This is a genomic window from Heyndrickxia sp. MSNUG (assembly GCF_049532715.1).
In the GTDB taxonomy this organism is placed as follows: Bacteria; Bacillota; Bacilli; order Bacillales; family Cytobacillaceae; genus Mesobacillus.
The window spans coordinates 1,227,464-1,242,004 of the sequence record NZ_CP150978.1; the positions used below are offsets into that span (position 1 = coordinate 1,227,464).

At 42.4% G+C, this 14,541-nt stretch carries 15 protein-coding genes; 6 read left to right on the forward strand and 9 right to left on the reverse strand.

Annotation, left to right across the window (positions count from 1 at the left end; all coding sequences use genetic code 11):
• Positions 1-553 precede the first annotated feature (553 nt).
• Positions 554-1,933 (forward strand): class II fumarate hydratase, encoded by a 1,380-nt coding sequence (gene fumC, locus AABM38_RS06045; protein ID WP_423409586.1) that lies wholly within the window; start codon positions 554-556, stop codon positions 1,931-1,933.
• A 90-nt stretch (positions 1,934-2,023) separates the two neighbouring features.
• On the opposite strand, the gene AABM38_RS06050 is transcribed toward fumC, so the two are convergent.
• Positions 2,024-2,227, reverse strand: a complete 204-nt coding sequence (locus AABM38_RS06050; RefSeq protein WP_207499032.1) for a small, acid-soluble spore protein, alpha/beta type — start codon at positions 2,225-2,227, stop codon at positions 2,024-2,026.
• Between the two features lie 489 nt (positions 2,228-2,716).
• Between AABM38_RS06050 and AABM38_RS06055 the strand changes: the two genes are divergently transcribed.
• Positions 2,717-2,959 (forward strand): hypothetical protein, encoded by a 243-nt coding sequence (locus AABM38_RS06055; protein ID WP_423410670.1) that lies wholly within the window; start codon positions 2,717-2,719, stop codon positions 2,957-2,959.
• Positions 2,960-3,021: 62 nt separating this feature from the next.
• On the opposite strand, the gene AABM38_RS06060 is transcribed toward AABM38_RS06055, so the two are convergent.
• Together AABM38_RS06060 and AABM38_RS06065 are read right to left on the reverse strand one after the other, a co-directional pair.
• Positions 3,022-4,122, reverse strand: a complete 1,101-nt coding sequence (locus AABM38_RS06060) for an ABC transporter ATP-binding protein (protein ID WP_423409587.1) — start codon at positions 4,120-4,122, stop codon at positions 3,022-3,024.
• Between the two features lie 157 nt (positions 4,123-4,279).
• Positions 4,280-5,179, reverse strand: a complete 900-nt coding sequence (locus tag AABM38_RS06065; RefSeq protein ID WP_423409588.1) for a PucR family transcriptional regulator — start codon at positions 5,177-5,179, stop codon at positions 4,280-4,282.
• 168 nt (positions 5,180-5,347) lie between these two features.
• Here AABM38_RS06065 and AABM38_RS06070 point away from each other — a divergent pair, with 168 nt between their 5' ends.
• Positions 5,348-5,608, forward strand: a complete 261-nt coding sequence (locus AABM38_RS06070; RefSeq protein ID WP_335378276.1) for a metal-sensitive transcriptional regulator — start codon at positions 5,348-5,350, stop codon at positions 5,606-5,608.
• A 60-nt stretch (positions 5,609-5,668) separates the two neighbouring features.
• On the opposite strand, the gene AABM38_RS06075 is transcribed toward AABM38_RS06070, so the two are convergent.
• The 6 genes from AABM38_RS06075 to AABM38_RS06100 form a co-directional block, all read right to left on the reverse strand.
• Positions 5,669-5,854, reverse strand: coding sequence for a hypothetical protein (locus tag AABM38_RS06075; protein ID WP_423409589.1), 186 nt, complete (start codon positions 5,852-5,854; stop codon positions 5,669-5,671).
• A 71-nt stretch (positions 5,855-5,925) separates the two neighbouring features.
• Complete coding sequence (locus AABM38_RS06080; protein WP_423409590.1) at positions 5,926-6,138, reverse strand: YheE family protein; 213 nt, start codon at positions 6,136-6,138, stop codon at positions 5,926-5,928.
• Between the two features lie 149 nt (positions 6,139-6,287).
• Positions 6,288-7,487 carry a YheC/YheD family protein gene (locus AABM38_RS06085; protein ID WP_423409591.1) on the reverse strand — a complete coding sequence of 400 codons (1,200 nt, stop codon included), beginning with the start codon at positions 7,485-7,487 and terminating at the stop codon, positions 6,288-6,290.
• Positions 7,484-8,851 (reverse strand): YheC/YheD family protein, encoded by a 1,368-nt coding sequence (locus tag AABM38_RS06090; protein WP_423409592.1) that lies wholly within the window; start codon positions 8,849-8,851, stop codon positions 7,484-7,486. Before AABM38_RS06090 ends, AABM38_RS06085 begins: the two co-directional genes overlap by 4 nt.
• Positions 8,848-9,933, reverse strand: a complete 1,086-nt coding sequence (locus AABM38_RS06095) for a YheC/YheD family protein (RefSeq protein ID WP_423409593.1) — start codon at positions 9,931-9,933, stop codon at positions 8,848-8,850. Before AABM38_RS06095 ends, AABM38_RS06090 begins: the two co-directional genes overlap by 4 nt.
• A 20-nt stretch (positions 9,934-9,953) precedes the next feature.
• A complete protein-coding gene (locus tag AABM38_RS06100; RefSeq protein ID WP_423409594.1) occupies positions 9,954-11,057 on the reverse strand; it encodes a YheC/YheD family protein in 1,104 nt (367 codons plus the stop codon).
• Between the two features lie 257 nt (positions 11,058-11,314).
• On the opposite strand from AABM38_RS06100, the gene AABM38_RS06105 reads away from it, so the two are divergent.
• The 3 genes from AABM38_RS06105 (at position 11,315) to AABM38_RS06115 (ending at position 14,532) form a co-directional block, all read left to right on the forward strand.
• Positions 11,315-11,671 (forward strand): YlbF family regulator, encoded by a 357-nt coding sequence (locus AABM38_RS06105; protein WP_335378283.1) that lies wholly within the window; start codon positions 11,315-11,317, stop codon positions 11,669-11,671.
• Between the two features lie 290 nt (positions 11,672-11,961).
• Entirely contained in the window at positions 11,962-12,834 is an 873-nt protein-coding gene (locus AABM38_RS06110) for a Cof-type HAD-IIB family hydrolase (RefSeq protein WP_423409595.1), read from the forward strand.
• Between the two features lie 189 nt (positions 12,835-13,023).
• Positions 13,024-14,532 carry a coproporphyrinogen III oxidase gene (locus AABM38_RS06115; protein WP_423409596.1) on the forward strand — a complete coding sequence of 503 codons (1,509 nt, stop codon included), beginning with the start codon at positions 13,024-13,026 and terminating at the stop codon, positions 14,530-14,532.
• Positions 14,533-14,541: the final 9 nt, after the last annotated feature.

A 14,541-nucleotide genomic window follows, 5' to 3' on the forward strand; every position in this document is an offset into this window, starting at 1 on the left:
AGCATCATGATCCTGGGCTATTATATTGGTTATGCAATTTACCATAAGGCATAACGATCAGCGATAAGAGAAATAATGAATGGCGGAAGCAGTTCACATACTGCTTCCGCTTTTTAAATGTATAAGAAAGTATAAAATTCACTTCGAGAAATGTCCAGCTCCAGCGCCTAGCCCCTCGAGTCACTTGTCTAGTTTCGCCTCCTAGAAACTCCGAAACTTCAACTCCGCCGGCAGAAGCAAAAAGCGCTTCTTTGTCGGAGTCTCCAGTTTCTGCGTTTCTGGGCAGTCGGCTACACATTTCGGTTTCGGTCCGCCCAATGAAGTCAAAGAACGACTTCACCGGTCGGCCCTTCGACAGACACGATGTCTTAGTGCCGACGTTGCCACAGGACGTGGCGGTTTTAGTCGGCCAGCGCTTGTCGGGGCTGACCAAGGCGCTTGCGCTTTTCTTAATGCACTTTTCTGGGAAAAGAACAGAAAAAACGTTATCCTAAAGGCGGAAATGTTTTAAAAGTTTTGATAAGTATAATAATGAGGTTGAGGAGGGATCGTTTTGTCAGATTATCGTATTGAAAAAGACACAATTGGTGAAATCGAAGTACCATCAGATAAATATTGGGGAGCACAAACCCAGAGGAGCAAGCAGAATTTTAAGATTGGTACCGAAAAAATGCCGCTTGAGGTCATCTATGCTTTTGCGGAAGTCAAGAAGGCTGCTGCGAGAGTGAACGCAAATGCAGGCAAGCTGCCTGAGGCAAAAGGAAAGGCAATCGAGGCTGCTTGTGACGAAATCCTTGAAGGCAAATTTGACGCTCATTTTCCGCTTGTTGTCTGGCAGACAGGCAGCGGAACTCAATCCAATATGAATGTTAATGAAGTGGTCGCTAGAAGAGCGAATGAATTGTTGGAACAATGGAAGTCAGACGAAAAGGTTCATCCTAATGATGATGTGAACATGTCACAGAGCTCGAATGATACGTTCCCAACCGCAATGCATATTGCCGCTGTAAAAGAAGTGACAGGCGCAGTCCTGCCTGCACTTGAATTATTTAGAAATACATTAAGGAAAAAAGAACAAGATTTTAATAATGTGATAAAAATAGGCAGGACACATCTGCAGGATGCAACTCCATTGACTTTGGGGCAGGAGATCAGTGGCTGGAGGGCGATGCTTGACAAGAATGCACGCATGATTTCTGAAGGGCTGAAGTATGTCCGTGATTTAGCAATTGGCGGAACAGCTGTAGGGACAGGAATCAATGCTTCCAAAGATTTTGGCATCCAAATGGCAAAGCAGCTTTCTGAACAAACGAATGAGACATTCCATTCGGCACCAAATAAGTTCCAGGCATTGACATCACACGACGAACTCGTATTTTTGCATGGAGCCCTTAAAGCATTGGCAGCAGATTTATTGAAAATTGCAAACGATGTCAGGTGGCTTGCAAGCGGACCAAGGAGCGGAATTGGAGAACTATCCATTCCTGCTAACGAACCGGGAAGCTCCATTATGCCAGGGAAAGTCAACCCAACTCAAAGTGAAGCTCTTACAATGGTAGCGACACAGGTATTTGGCAACGATGCCACGATTGGTTTTGCGGCGAGCCAGGGCAATTTTGAATTGAATGTATTTAAACCGGTCATCATTTATAACTTTCTTCAAAGTGCCAGGCTGTTAGCAGATGGAATGAGGTCGTTCAATGACAACTGTGCAGAAGGAATCGAAGCGAATCTTGAAGTGATTGCAGGGCATGTGGAACGGTCACTGATGCTTGTTACAGCATTGAATCCGCATATTGGCTATGAAAAAGCAGCACAGATTGCCAAGCAAGCCTTTAAGGAAAATTTGACTTTGAAAGAAGCAGCTATAAAAAGCGGTTATTTGTCATCAGAGGAATACGATGAATGGGTCAAACCGGAGAATATGATATAACAGTTTGGATGACATATACCAGTAAACAAATTAAGAGGCCCCCTTTATGAAAGGGGGCCAAAGCCATTCTATTTTATTGTTTACTGCAATTTAGCGTTGGAAACCGCCAAGTTGTTGCTCAGCCATTTGCACAAGGCGCTTAGTGATTTCTCCACCAACTGAACCGTTAGCGCGTGAAGTAGTTTCTCCACCAAGCTGTACGCCAAATTCTGTTGCGATTTCGTACTTCATTTGATCAAGAGCTTGTTGAACACCAGGAACGACTAATTGATTAGAGTTGTTGCTTCTAGCCATTATTGTTTCCTCCTTCGTGTTTATCAAAGTTGTATTTTTGGGTTAGTTTGGAATTGAACCAATCATGACTGCTGTCATGCCGCCTGGTTTAACCCATGTAAGGAAGAGTTGGCTGGGTTAGCCGGAGTTGCACCGGCGCGCACGATTTGCTGCCTTCTAAGGCTTAACCCAATGTTCAGTTGCCTGGTGTTAACGGTTTTAGTTGCTGCTTGTGTTGCTGCGTTGTTTTTGTTGCTGTTTTATTAATAACTAGTATGTTTTGTTTGAAAAAGTTTATTCGTGTCTAATATCAGGTAATTAATTCCAATATTTATCACCGGATAATGAACTTTTAACTACAAAGGCTTGTTCTTGTAAATTGCGACCTGAGAAAGGTCGGGTACATGGATTTCCTAAATAGATGATTTCGTAACCATTAACCTTTTTAGATTATGAATAGATCTTCCAACATAAACTATCGATAGCAGAATGCAGAAAGGACTGAAGGAAATGGGGATGTGCCCGCTTTGCAACGGATTCAGCAGCCTTTCTCCTGCTTGTCCCGATTGTGGTCGAAGCATGGAGAACAAAGGCAGAGAAGCAGACTATTATGATGATTACAGCCCGTATATGCCCATAGACCAAATGAAGCTTGAAGATGGATATCCGGCTGATTTTGCAAAAGAGGAGTGCCCGCATCTTTTCAAATGTTCCCATTGCGGAAACGGCAAAGTATTTTTGATAAAAGAATAGGCTCTGGAAAATGGAAAAAGCAACCCCAGCATAAAGTTGGGGTTGCTTTTATAAATGTCCTATTATGGACGAATTCTAGATTCTGTATCTGCATCAAAGAAGTGAACCTTGTTCATGTCAAATGCTAGTTCAATGACCTGGCCTGGAGTAACATCAGTGCGGGAATCAACACGTGCCACGAAGTCCTGGCCTTCGAATTGTGAATAAATCATTGTTTCAGCACCTGTAAGTTCAGATACTTCTACAGTTGCTTTTACAGTTGCGCCTTGAGATGCATCAATGAAAACTGGCTCATCATGAAGGTCTTCTGGTCTTACACCCATGATGATATCTTTTCCGACATAACCTTGAGAGCGAAGAACTTTCATTTTTCCTTCAGGAATTGCGATTGATGATTTATTAACGGTGAATTTGCCTTCTTCAAGTTTCCCAGTAAAGAAGTTCATAGAAGGTGATCCGATGAAACCGCCAACGAAGACGTTTTCTGGATTTTCGTAAACTTCTTTCGGAGCTCCAACCTGCTGGATAATTCCATCCTTCATGACTACAAGACGTGTCGCCATTGTCATTGCTTCAGTCTGGTCATGCGTAACATAAATCGTTGTTGTGTTCAAACGGCGGTGAAGCTTTGCAATTTCAGCACGCATTTGTACACGAAGCTTTGCATCAAGGTTTGATAAAGGTTCGTCCATCAAGAATACCTTAGCATCACGTACGATAGCGCGGCCCAAAGCAACACGCTGGCGCTGTCCGCCAGAAAGTGCCTTTGGCTTACGGTCTAAGTAAGGCTCAAGACCAAGGATTTTAGCTGCCTCTTTAACTCGGCGTTCGATCTCGTCCTTAGGGAACTTGCGGAGCTTCAATCCGAAAGCCATGTTATCATATACAGTCATATGAGGATAAAGCGCGTAGTTCTGGAAAACCATCGCGATATCGCGATCTTTAGGAGGAACGTCATTCACGCGCTTTCCATCGATATAGAAATCGCCTTTAGAAATTTCTTCTAGTCCGGCAATCATACGTAGAGTAGTGGATTTACCGCAGCCAGATGGTCCAACGAAAACGATGAATTCTTTGTCCTGGATATGAAGGTTGAAATCTTCTACTGCTGTTACTTTGTTATCATAAATTTTATAAATGTGATCTAATTTTAACTCGGCCATTTTTTAAAGCCTCCCTGAGTGTTTGTCTACAATACACAGTTTAGCGGAAAGGCTTACAAACAATCATCGGCAGGATGCACAAAAATAATGTAAGCCCTTTTATGCAATGTGTTCAAATGGCCTTGTTTAACAGAGCCTTTTGTTAAAATATCATAGTTTACCGCATTTCTTCATAAAGGCAGGCAAGGTAGACCATTACAGCAGTGTCGAAATCTTTTAATTGAACGCCGGTTTTTTCCATAAACTTGTCCATCCTATATTGCAATGTATTGCGGTGGACATAAAGTTTTTTTGCAGCAAGGGAAGCATTTGAATTGCTTTCCAGAAATACTTTGATGGTGGACATCAATTCTCTGTCTTCTTCAAAGGCTTCAAGTACAGAAGTCTCAAGGATTGCTTTAAGCTCTGCCGGCATAGTTGAAGCAAGCAAGATCGGGAATATTTTTTCAAAAGTATATACATGAGTCCTGGTATTGTGATTCATAGCTTGCGTGAATAGCTGCTTTTCAATCGTGAAAAATTCTCGAAGCTTTGCAGTGGGTTTATTGAACTTACCCATATAAAAAGACAATTTAATAAAAAAGTCACTTTCAAATGTGGAAGATATGGATTCAAGCTCATCCGCTGTTTCTGAAACTTCTTTTCTTTCTTCTACCAAAAATCCATATGAATCCTGCAGCCAGATGACGATATAATCGGGGAAAAAACCATGCAATGCTTCGGAGATTTCCTCATGGTCCATCTCCTTTGTGTGAAATTGGAACTGGATGAACCTTACTTCATCTGAGTTGGTTAAAGGGAGATTTCCCTCGTGAAAAAGGAACTGGTGCCAATTACGAGCAGCACCGGATAGACCGGATTTATTTTTCTCTTCAACAAAATGAAAAAGAATGCTTAGAAGTTCATGCTGACTGGCGGACAAATCTGTTTTAGGGATGCCGAACCAAAGTGTGTCATCCTGATTTTCCTTAAACCAATAGTAATTTGATGAATCATCAGCTGGGGGAAAATCCTGCGTGACAGAATTCGGGAAATGGGCTAATATTTTATTAATCATATAAGTATCCTCAGGTTTAAATTGATAAAAGATGAATTTTCTTTTATTATAACAGGAGTAGTGATCAATTGTTAAATAGCCATTGAGCTGTTTCTGGTAGAAAAAAGGAAAAAATATTGGTATAATAGATACAATACGGGGTACCGTAAGAGGAAGAGGTGTACAAAAATGGAATACACAGCAGAAATGAAAAATCGCTTAAAGCGTTTAGAAGGCCAAGTGCGTGGAGTTATCCGGATGATGGAAGAAGAAAACCATTGTAAGGACGTTGTAACCCAACTGTCAGCAGTTCGATCTGCAGTTGACCGTGCAATTGGATTTATCGTTGCAAAGAATCTTGAATCTTGTATTACTGAAGCAGCAAACGAAGGCAAAGATGCCGATGAAGCTATAAAAGAAGCAGTAAACATGATTGTAAAAAGCAGATAAGACACCAGCATCCTGAGGATGCGGTGTCTTTTTTTTGTCCGGATGAGAGAAGAACATACCCTATACATTTGGAGGGTCTTCAGGATACAAGTCACAGCTTTCCTCGATATTGGCCGCACTCTCCACACGGAAAACGTGTCCTCCGGCCATCCCTTCATTGATCATCCGGTCGACATCGACATATGCCTTGTCCCGTCCTTCATGTTGTAAATCATCTGCGAACTGTTTATCACGTGGGTCTTTCATAAGGACCTCCTTCTAGCTTTTACGGTTAGAATTCCGAAAAGTCAGGATAAACATACATCATCTGCAGCAACTTATTTATCATATACATGGAACAGCATAAGCTCATGGATTTGGGCCTTTAAGGCGTCCGCAGACTCCCCCGGTGGAATACTGGAAGTCCATTCAATTTCCCCATTTGGATGGTAAATGCCTGTGTATTTCTGCTTCTTGAAATAAAATGAGAAATGCCAGCCAGGCATCTCCTTATTCTCAAACAATGGTTTGAACTGAAAGTGTGTAATCACAAATAATCCCCCTGAAAAATTCCTTGTAGCTCTATTATATAATACCAGCAATACAATAGCGCACAAAAGCATCACCGCAGCGGGGGTCTGACCCCCACCGATTCACCGCGTTACAGTGATGGGGGTCAGACCCCCGCTGGTTTACCGCGTTACAGCGGAGGGGAATTGAAGCTTGTTTTGCGGAAGAAGAGGTTAACGAGTGCGGTGATGCGTTTTTGTTCTATGTGGGGTTCGTCGAAGCTCATTGGTTTGGAGTTTACTTCATATATTACGTATTCACCACTTTCGGAAATCCCAGCGTCAAGGGAGAATTCCCCAAAGTAGCCGAGTTCATCTGTTAGCAGCTGTCCAATTTGTTTAACTGCCCATGAAAAGAATTGATCATGTTTTTCGTTTCTGAGATTCATATAGGGCAGTATAACTCCTCCATTTGGCAGGTGAGTCGTCAAGTCCTGCTTCTGGGACTGACGGATCCCAATCCCGGTTACTTCATAGCCTTCCGGTCCATCATGGGCATGAACCCTGAAATCAAACCTTTTGCCGTCAATTGCGGCAGCGGAAATTTCCTTTTGGGCGATATATTCATGCTTAATTAGCTGCCGGCCTTTCACTTTCCAGAATTCCTTCATGCTTGGATAAATATGCTGGTAAGAATGGCTTAAAAATTCAATTTTTCCGCCACTGCACTCCCGGATACGAAAGATGCCAATGCCTTTTGAGGATGATGCTGGCTTCAAATAGAGTCCAGGATGCTTTTCAAGAAATGCTGCTAATTGGATCATCGATTTAATAGCGATGCTTTCTGGCATTAAATCCCGCAATTGTGAATGCCTTGAAAATAAGGAGTACAACTTATTCTTATTAATAAAAGCTGGATTAAAAAAAGGAATTCCCAGGGCAGAAAGGTATTTAACGGCGTCAGTGAATGCAGGCTGCTGCTCTGCATGGCGGAAAGGAATCCGGTTGAAAACAAGGTGGGGCAGGGGAGTCTTGATTGGGATCCACTTCTGCTGATCAGGTAAATAAGTGACGCCTGTGATTGCATCCTTTGCCAGTGTTTCAGAAGGAAAGATAACAACCATTCCATTCCTACTTGAAACTTCAGCCTGGAGGGCGTGAAATAAGGGTCCATTGCCTGACAGAGCCAGTTTCTTGCTCATGGCAGTCATAATGCCAATCAATGGCCCGGCGTTCCCATTCAAGTTATTTAAAAGAAAACGGTGGCTATTTTCTGGCAGGGAGCCTGATGAAGCAGGAACCTTCATTTTATTAAAGCCAAAGCTGATATTCTCTTCAGCTCTGGCTTCATGTGTCCACTCCTTTGATTCTGAATTAAAGCGGAGAATCATTTGAAAATTTCCTCTGGGGCCGTTATTGCTTTCTCAGCCAGGAAAATGCCGAATGAAAGAGACAGCTTGCGTGTCAGCAAATCAAAGTTCTTCAGCTTTGGATGCTTAAAAATGGATCTGCCAGGCTTTGAATTCGCCTCAAAGAGCCATACCTTACCGGATTTATCAATCCCGAGGTCAAAGCCGATTTCCCCGATGATTCCTTCCATATTCTTTTCCAAAATCGAACTAAGAAGCAGGGACGCCTCAGCCAGCCTCTTTTCATATATCTCTCGTTCTTCTTTATTTTCAAATAGTTCATCAAGAGATTTTACGACCCCGCCATTGTTTACATGTGTAGTGACGCTTCCTTGACCGGCAATTTTTGCGGCGATGGCGGCTACCTGCCACTGTCCGTATTCATCCTTATTTGTATGGACCCGAAAATCGATCAGCCGTTTCTCAGATCTGAGCAGGCTTATTCCCTGCTGAACGATCATGTGCGAAAGATTTCGTTTATGAAAAACCTTTTTCATCAACTTTTCAAGGCTGTCAAATTTCGTTAATTTGTTTATGCCTTCCTGATCGCGATACCGGCAATAATAGTCTCCAGTCAGTTTATCAAACAGAATTTGATGGATTCCGAGGCCAAGACTGCCATTTGCAGGTTTCACATATACATTGCCATAGTTTGAGAGCATGCGTTCAATGATCGAAAAAGAAGAGAATTGATGGGTTTCAGGCAGATATTCAACCGCTCTTTCATCTTGCTGCAGTCTCTCGAACACATCAAGCTTGCTGAAGAAACCTGGATTATACCAGGGAATCAAATAATCAGTCTGCATTCTCGCCTTCAAGCTGCGAAGCTGAGACATTCTTTCAGTCCTCCGGTTTGGCAAACGGTCGTAAACAACGTTAGGGAAGGGAATCTTCATTGTCTTCCAGCCATCATCTACAAAAAAATAGCCATTAATCAATCCATTTTCCCACTCAATATGCTCTTCACCAAAGACGAAGGGAAGGGCTCCAACCATTTTGTTGACGGAAAGGAGCTTTGCAAAGAACATCGATCTTTCCCCAATGGGCCGTAATGGATAAGGTGTAAAACCCGAGGTAAGGATTCCGATTAACGGCCCGATGAACAGAGTTTGCTGGTCGATAAACACATGCAAGGGAGAAGTAAGGGCTGGCATGGATAATTCCTTCTGGATATCATTGCTCAATACGATAACATTTCGACCCTTTGGGTGAGGAGCGCACGTAACATCCAGCACTTTATTTCCGAATGCGACCTTACTGATGTTTTTACCGTTAGGCAGATCATCCGGGATAAAAACAATTTGCTTGGAATGATGGATGATCTCAATTGGATATCGTTTTCTCATGAGTGCTGTTCCTCTCTTTCTGTCAGATTCTTATTAAGAAAATAGGCATAATCTAACGGAGCTTTATAAAGAATTTCCTTCATTTCCGGATTTGTTGCTGCTATTATTTTTCTTCCAGGCTTTGAATTTGTATCAAGCACCCACAGGGCAAGATCCTGCGAAAGGCCGATATCTACTCCAAGCTCAAAAAGTTTTGGGAAAGAGGCTTCAAGGATTTCGGGAAGTTTGGATAGGATGTCATCAAGTTCATGTAAAATGAATTTTTTTGTCTTGATGCTGAGCGATTCTGCAAAGTCATCGAAAGCTAAAATCTCACCGCCAGCGCTTAAGTTAGAGATAATGCCGGCTTCGCTTCCACGGCGGATTCCTTTTCCTCTTACTGTCCATGTACCTGTCATATCCTTTTGCAAGAGGATCCTGATGTCGAATGGGCAGTTTTGCGAATCTGTCAATGCAAGATAAGGCTGCATAAGATATTCCTTCTTGTTGAACAGACGGTTCAGCCAATCCTCTGTTTCACTCTCGGTTTGAAAATATTTCTGTACCATTTTCCCGCTGAAATCGGCTGCGGCAATGAATTCGCGGCCATCTTTTTCTATGCTGTAAATCCCTGAGCCGCCGGAACCAAATGCGGGCTTAAGAATGGATTTTTTCCATTTTTTCAGCTGGCTGACCACCATTTTTCCGTCTGTCGCTTTAAAGGTTTCAGGAATATACGGAGAGAGGCTGGATGTCGACAATGCCTCATAAATCGCCCACTTATTTGGAAGGCCGCTTCCGAGGAAGGTTTTATCCGACCGGCTCTTCAGCCATCTGACAATAGCCATTGATTGTTTGGAAAGAAGGTCATCGGAATAAAAACAACGGTCATATAAAATTTCGGGAATAGGGAACTCTTCCTTGACCCATTTATCTTGTTTATTGTCAAAGCGTTCTCCTATTGCCAATTGGCTTAAGGGTTGGATGCTCGTGGGAGCAAACCTGTAGCAGGTAAAAAGAGAAGGGTTCGCTTGCCGGGCAATCTCTGTAAAATAAGAAAGCTCACTATTTAAGTTCAGTGACATCATTCCAAATGAAATCATACTCATACTCCTCCTGGACTTTAAGATTTAAAAAGTCCATAGCAATGTTCAATGATGGCTTTCGTCGAGGGCCGGATTTTCGTTCCGCGCTCTTCAAAATTTTTAGAAGGCTTAGAATTGGCTTCGATTAGCCAAAGGTTTCCTTTAATATCGATTCCAATATCAATCCCGAGCTCTGCGGTCAACCCTTCGGCATGCTGACTGATGGCTTCAGCAGTTTCAAGAGCCAGTTCTTTCATCAGCGCAAGCTGCTGTCTTGCCTGTTCCTTGCCAAATATCAAAGATAGAGTGTGGGCTGGACGCATTACCTCGCCGCCCCTTGCGATATTTGAAACAAAGTAATGTTCAGCTGATACCCTTGCGACGATGGATGTGACCTTCCAGAAATGCTGATCATTTTTATGGCATAGGACCCGGAAGTCCATTCTTCTCCCATTTAGTTCAGAAAGCTGAATCCCCTGTTGGATAATGTACTGCTGCTTTTCCACTCTGTTGGATAAAGCTCGGGCTAAACTTTTAACCTTTGTGAATGCAGAGAGTTCTTTTGGCTGCACAGGAGAAAAAGAAGCATGGATAAGGCCATCATCTTTTACCAGCCGGATTATTTGGCGGCCCTGGCTTCCATGCACAGGTTTTATATATAGCTCATCATGTTGGTTTAGCATATTTTCTAGTACCGGTTCCGTAAACAAATGTGTTTCTGGAATATAAGGATGCAAGTGCTCTTCCTTCATTAAAAATTCATGAATTTCCCATTTTGAAAGAAAACGGTGATTAAATATACTTATTCCCAGTGAGTCCAATTTATTTAAAAATCCCTTAAATCCCTTGCTATATTCCGTACGCCGTGAAGAAATCCGATTGTAGATCACATTTGGGAAGGGAAGAGATCCTTTTTTCCAATCATCCTCATCGTCATCATAATAAAATCCCTCAACTCCTTCATCAGAAAAGCCTTTAAGTGAAAAGACATAAAAGCTTCCTCCCAGCTCGGATACCTCCTGATGAAGCTCTTCGCAGAAAGAGTGGACTTTGCCGAAGTCTGGTCCATGTTCTTCTTTTATTTCAGTCAGCAAAGCGATGACAGGGCTCATTTTTTGGCCTTGGTTTTTTGCTGGCGTCATAGATTCTCCTCAATTTCTGTGAGGCTCTTTTCATAAAAAATGCAGCATTGCTTTCCGCTGCTTCATCATGATCCGCATTGCGAAAACAGCCTCCTTTAAAATAGGCAAACACACATAATGCATATTATGAATATGGTCAGTTAATGGTGATTTTTAGGGGTGAATAAGCAAGATTCCCGGGATTTCGAACTTCTCGCAATTGATTGCATAGTTTGTTATAGTGTAGTGGAGCGTTTAACGTAGAAGGAGTGATTTAAATGGCAGTGAATACTTACGATGCAGCCTATGATTTAGAAAAGGCAATCAGGAACAGTGCAGAATATACGAACTTGAAAAATCTTTATGATGCAGTGAACAGCGATGAATCAGCAAGAAAAATGTTTGAAAGCTTCCGCAATATTCAAATGCAGCTTCAGGAAAAACAAATGATGGGTCAGGAAATTACCCAAGAAGAAGTGGAACAGGCTCAAAAGACAGTTGCATTAGTGCAGCAGCACGAAAAAATTTCTCAGCTGATGGAAGCGGAACAAAGGATGAGCATGGTTATTGCTGAACTTAACCAGATCATCATGAAGCCTTTGGAAGAGCTTTATGGCAACCCAAACCAGCAATAAATAGAATGAATGAACAGGCTCCCGGCAGAAGTGCCGGGAGTTTTTTGTGCAGGATTAAAGATTCACTTCGATATTTGTCCAGCTCCAGCGCTTGTCGGACTTGCACAGGATGTGCTGACGGCGGCGTTGCCACAGTACGTGGCAACGCCGCCGTTCCTTTTATAAGGCGCTTACGCTTTTCTATTTTAAACCAGCAAGAAAATCATGCATCTTGCATTTGTTCTATTCCTTCGGTTTCTATCATACAAGTTAAATAAGGACAAAAACACCGAAGAAATGGGGGCATACAAATGTTATACCGTCTTCTCGCGCTTAACGTAGATGGCACGATTCTTCAATCAAATGGAAGGCTCCATAAATCAACCAGAGATGCAATCGAATACGTACAGCAAAAAGGAGTCTATGTGACTCTAGTGACTTCCAGGAGTTTTCCATCTGCTAAAAAGGTGGCAAAAGCGCTGAAAATAAATTCCCTGCTTGTAACTCATTTAGGATCCTACATTTCTGCTGACCTGCGAAGTGAACCGCTTCTAGCAAAACGAATCCCGGAGGATGTTACCTTCCAGCTAGTCAGATTCCTGGAAAGCTTTCCTTGTCAAATCCGCATTGTGCACGAAAAATTTTCGCTGGCAAACAAATATAAACTGAATCATAATTTGCTGGCAAAAACGGTGTTCACTACTGGTGACCCAATTTTTTATTCTCAGCAATTTACGGATTCAATCAGTGAAACATTAGTAAGCGAACCAATCTCTCCTCCGAAAATCGAAGTCTATTTCGAATACGAAGAGGACTTGACCGATGCCCAAAAGGCGATTAAGGGAATGTTCTCTGAAGTTTCGCTCTCAAAATTGAACGACTATAGGCTTGATGTAATGCCTGAGGGCGTTTCTAAATTAAGCGGCCTAATCCATCTCGGCGAACACCTTGGCATCCCGTTAAAAGAAATGGTGGCAATCGGTGATGGTGAGGATGATATGGAAATGATCGAGGCATGCGGACTCGGGGTTGCAATGAATAATGCACCTGTCGAGGTGAAAAAAGCGGCAGATTGGGTAACACGATCCAATAACCAGCATGGTGTAAGCTATATGGTGAAGGAACATTTCCGCAAACAGCAGCCGATTGAATTTCTTCGTAAAATGAACATAATAAAGATGTAACATAGGAAAGCATGCCTTGATTTGAGCATAGGGCATGCTTCTTTTTATATTCAAAACCTTAATTATTTGAATAATCACATAGGAAACTCAGCCTAATCAAATAAATTGGTAGCTTTTGTACTGTCTTGACCTATTAAACAAGATTCTATTACACTAAGTGAAGCATGTTTAACGAAAAGGTGATCATAAATGAAAATTTATATAATAGGAATTGAGGATGACAGGTTTCAACGCCCTTTATCTTTGATTGCGAATTTATTCTTTGAAGAATCTGATGTGACTTTAGGAGAAGCTGAAACAGATGCAGACGCTAAAATCCAGTTTGCAGTAACATACGGTAATCTCTCATCAGTTAAAGCATCTTTGACAACGCGGGAAGGGGCAGTATTTTTAGCGGATGCGGAAAAAGAAATCCCTGAGGGACTATGTGAAAAGGAAGCATTCAAGCTGCTGAAAAATGTAGTGTCCAGAGCTTATTTAACAGTTCTTCAGGATTGGACTGGGATCGTCCAAAAATGGGGAATTCTCACCGGGGTAAGACCGACAAAGCTTTTGCATAAGAAGCTGCATGAAGGGATAGAACAGCAAGCTGCCCACCACGAGCTAAAAGAACAATATCTTATTTCCAATGAAAAAATCGAACTCATGCAGCAAATCGTAGACCGCCAGCTCTCCGTCATTCCTGATTTTTACGATCTGAAAAATGAGGTCAGCATTTATATCGGAATCCCATTCTGCCCAACGAAATGTGCATATTGTACATTCCCGGCATATGCAATTAACGGCAGGCAGGGGTCGGTTGATTCATTCCTGGGCGGACTTCACTATGAAATAAGGAAGATTGGCGACTGGCTGAAGGGAAATAATATCAAAATTACGACAGTCTATTATGGAGGCGGTACTCCGACCTCAATTACCGCAGAAGAAATGGATATGCTTTATGAAGAGGTCCACGCATCCTTCCCGGATGTGGGGGAAATCAGGGAAGTTACCGTAGAAGCGGGGCGCCCTGACACGATCACACCTGAGAAATTGGAAGTGCTGAAGAAATGGAATATTGACCGCATCAGCATCAATCCGCAGTCATACATCCAGGAAACATTAAAGGCAATTGGACGCCACCACACCGTGGAAGAAACAGTCGAGAAGTTTCACCTGGCACGCGAAATGGGAATGAACAATATCAATATGGACTTGATCATCGGCCTGCCAGGCGAAGGGACGAAAGAGTTTGCCCATACCCTGGCAGAATCAGAAAAGTTGATGCCCGAGTCATTGACTGTCCACACTCTTTCATTTAAAAGAGCTTCTGAAATGACAAAAAATAAAAACAAATATAAAGTAGCAGACCGAAGTGAAATTGAAAAGATGATGGGAATGGCGGAAGCCTGGACAAAGCAGCATAACTATGTTCCATATTATCTATACCGCCAGAAAAATATTCTTGGCAACCTTGAGAATGTTGGATATTCCTTACCTGGGCAGGAAAGCCTGTACAACATCATTATCATGGAAGAGCAGCAGACGATTATCGGCCTGGGCTGCGGTGCATCAAGCAAATTCATCGATCCAGAGACCGGCGTCATCACCCAATTTTCAAATCCAAAAGATCCGAAGTCCTATAATGACAGCTTCGCAGAATACGCAGATAAAAAAATCGAGATCCTTGATTCATTGTTTAATAAGGCTTTGTTGTAGACCACAGTT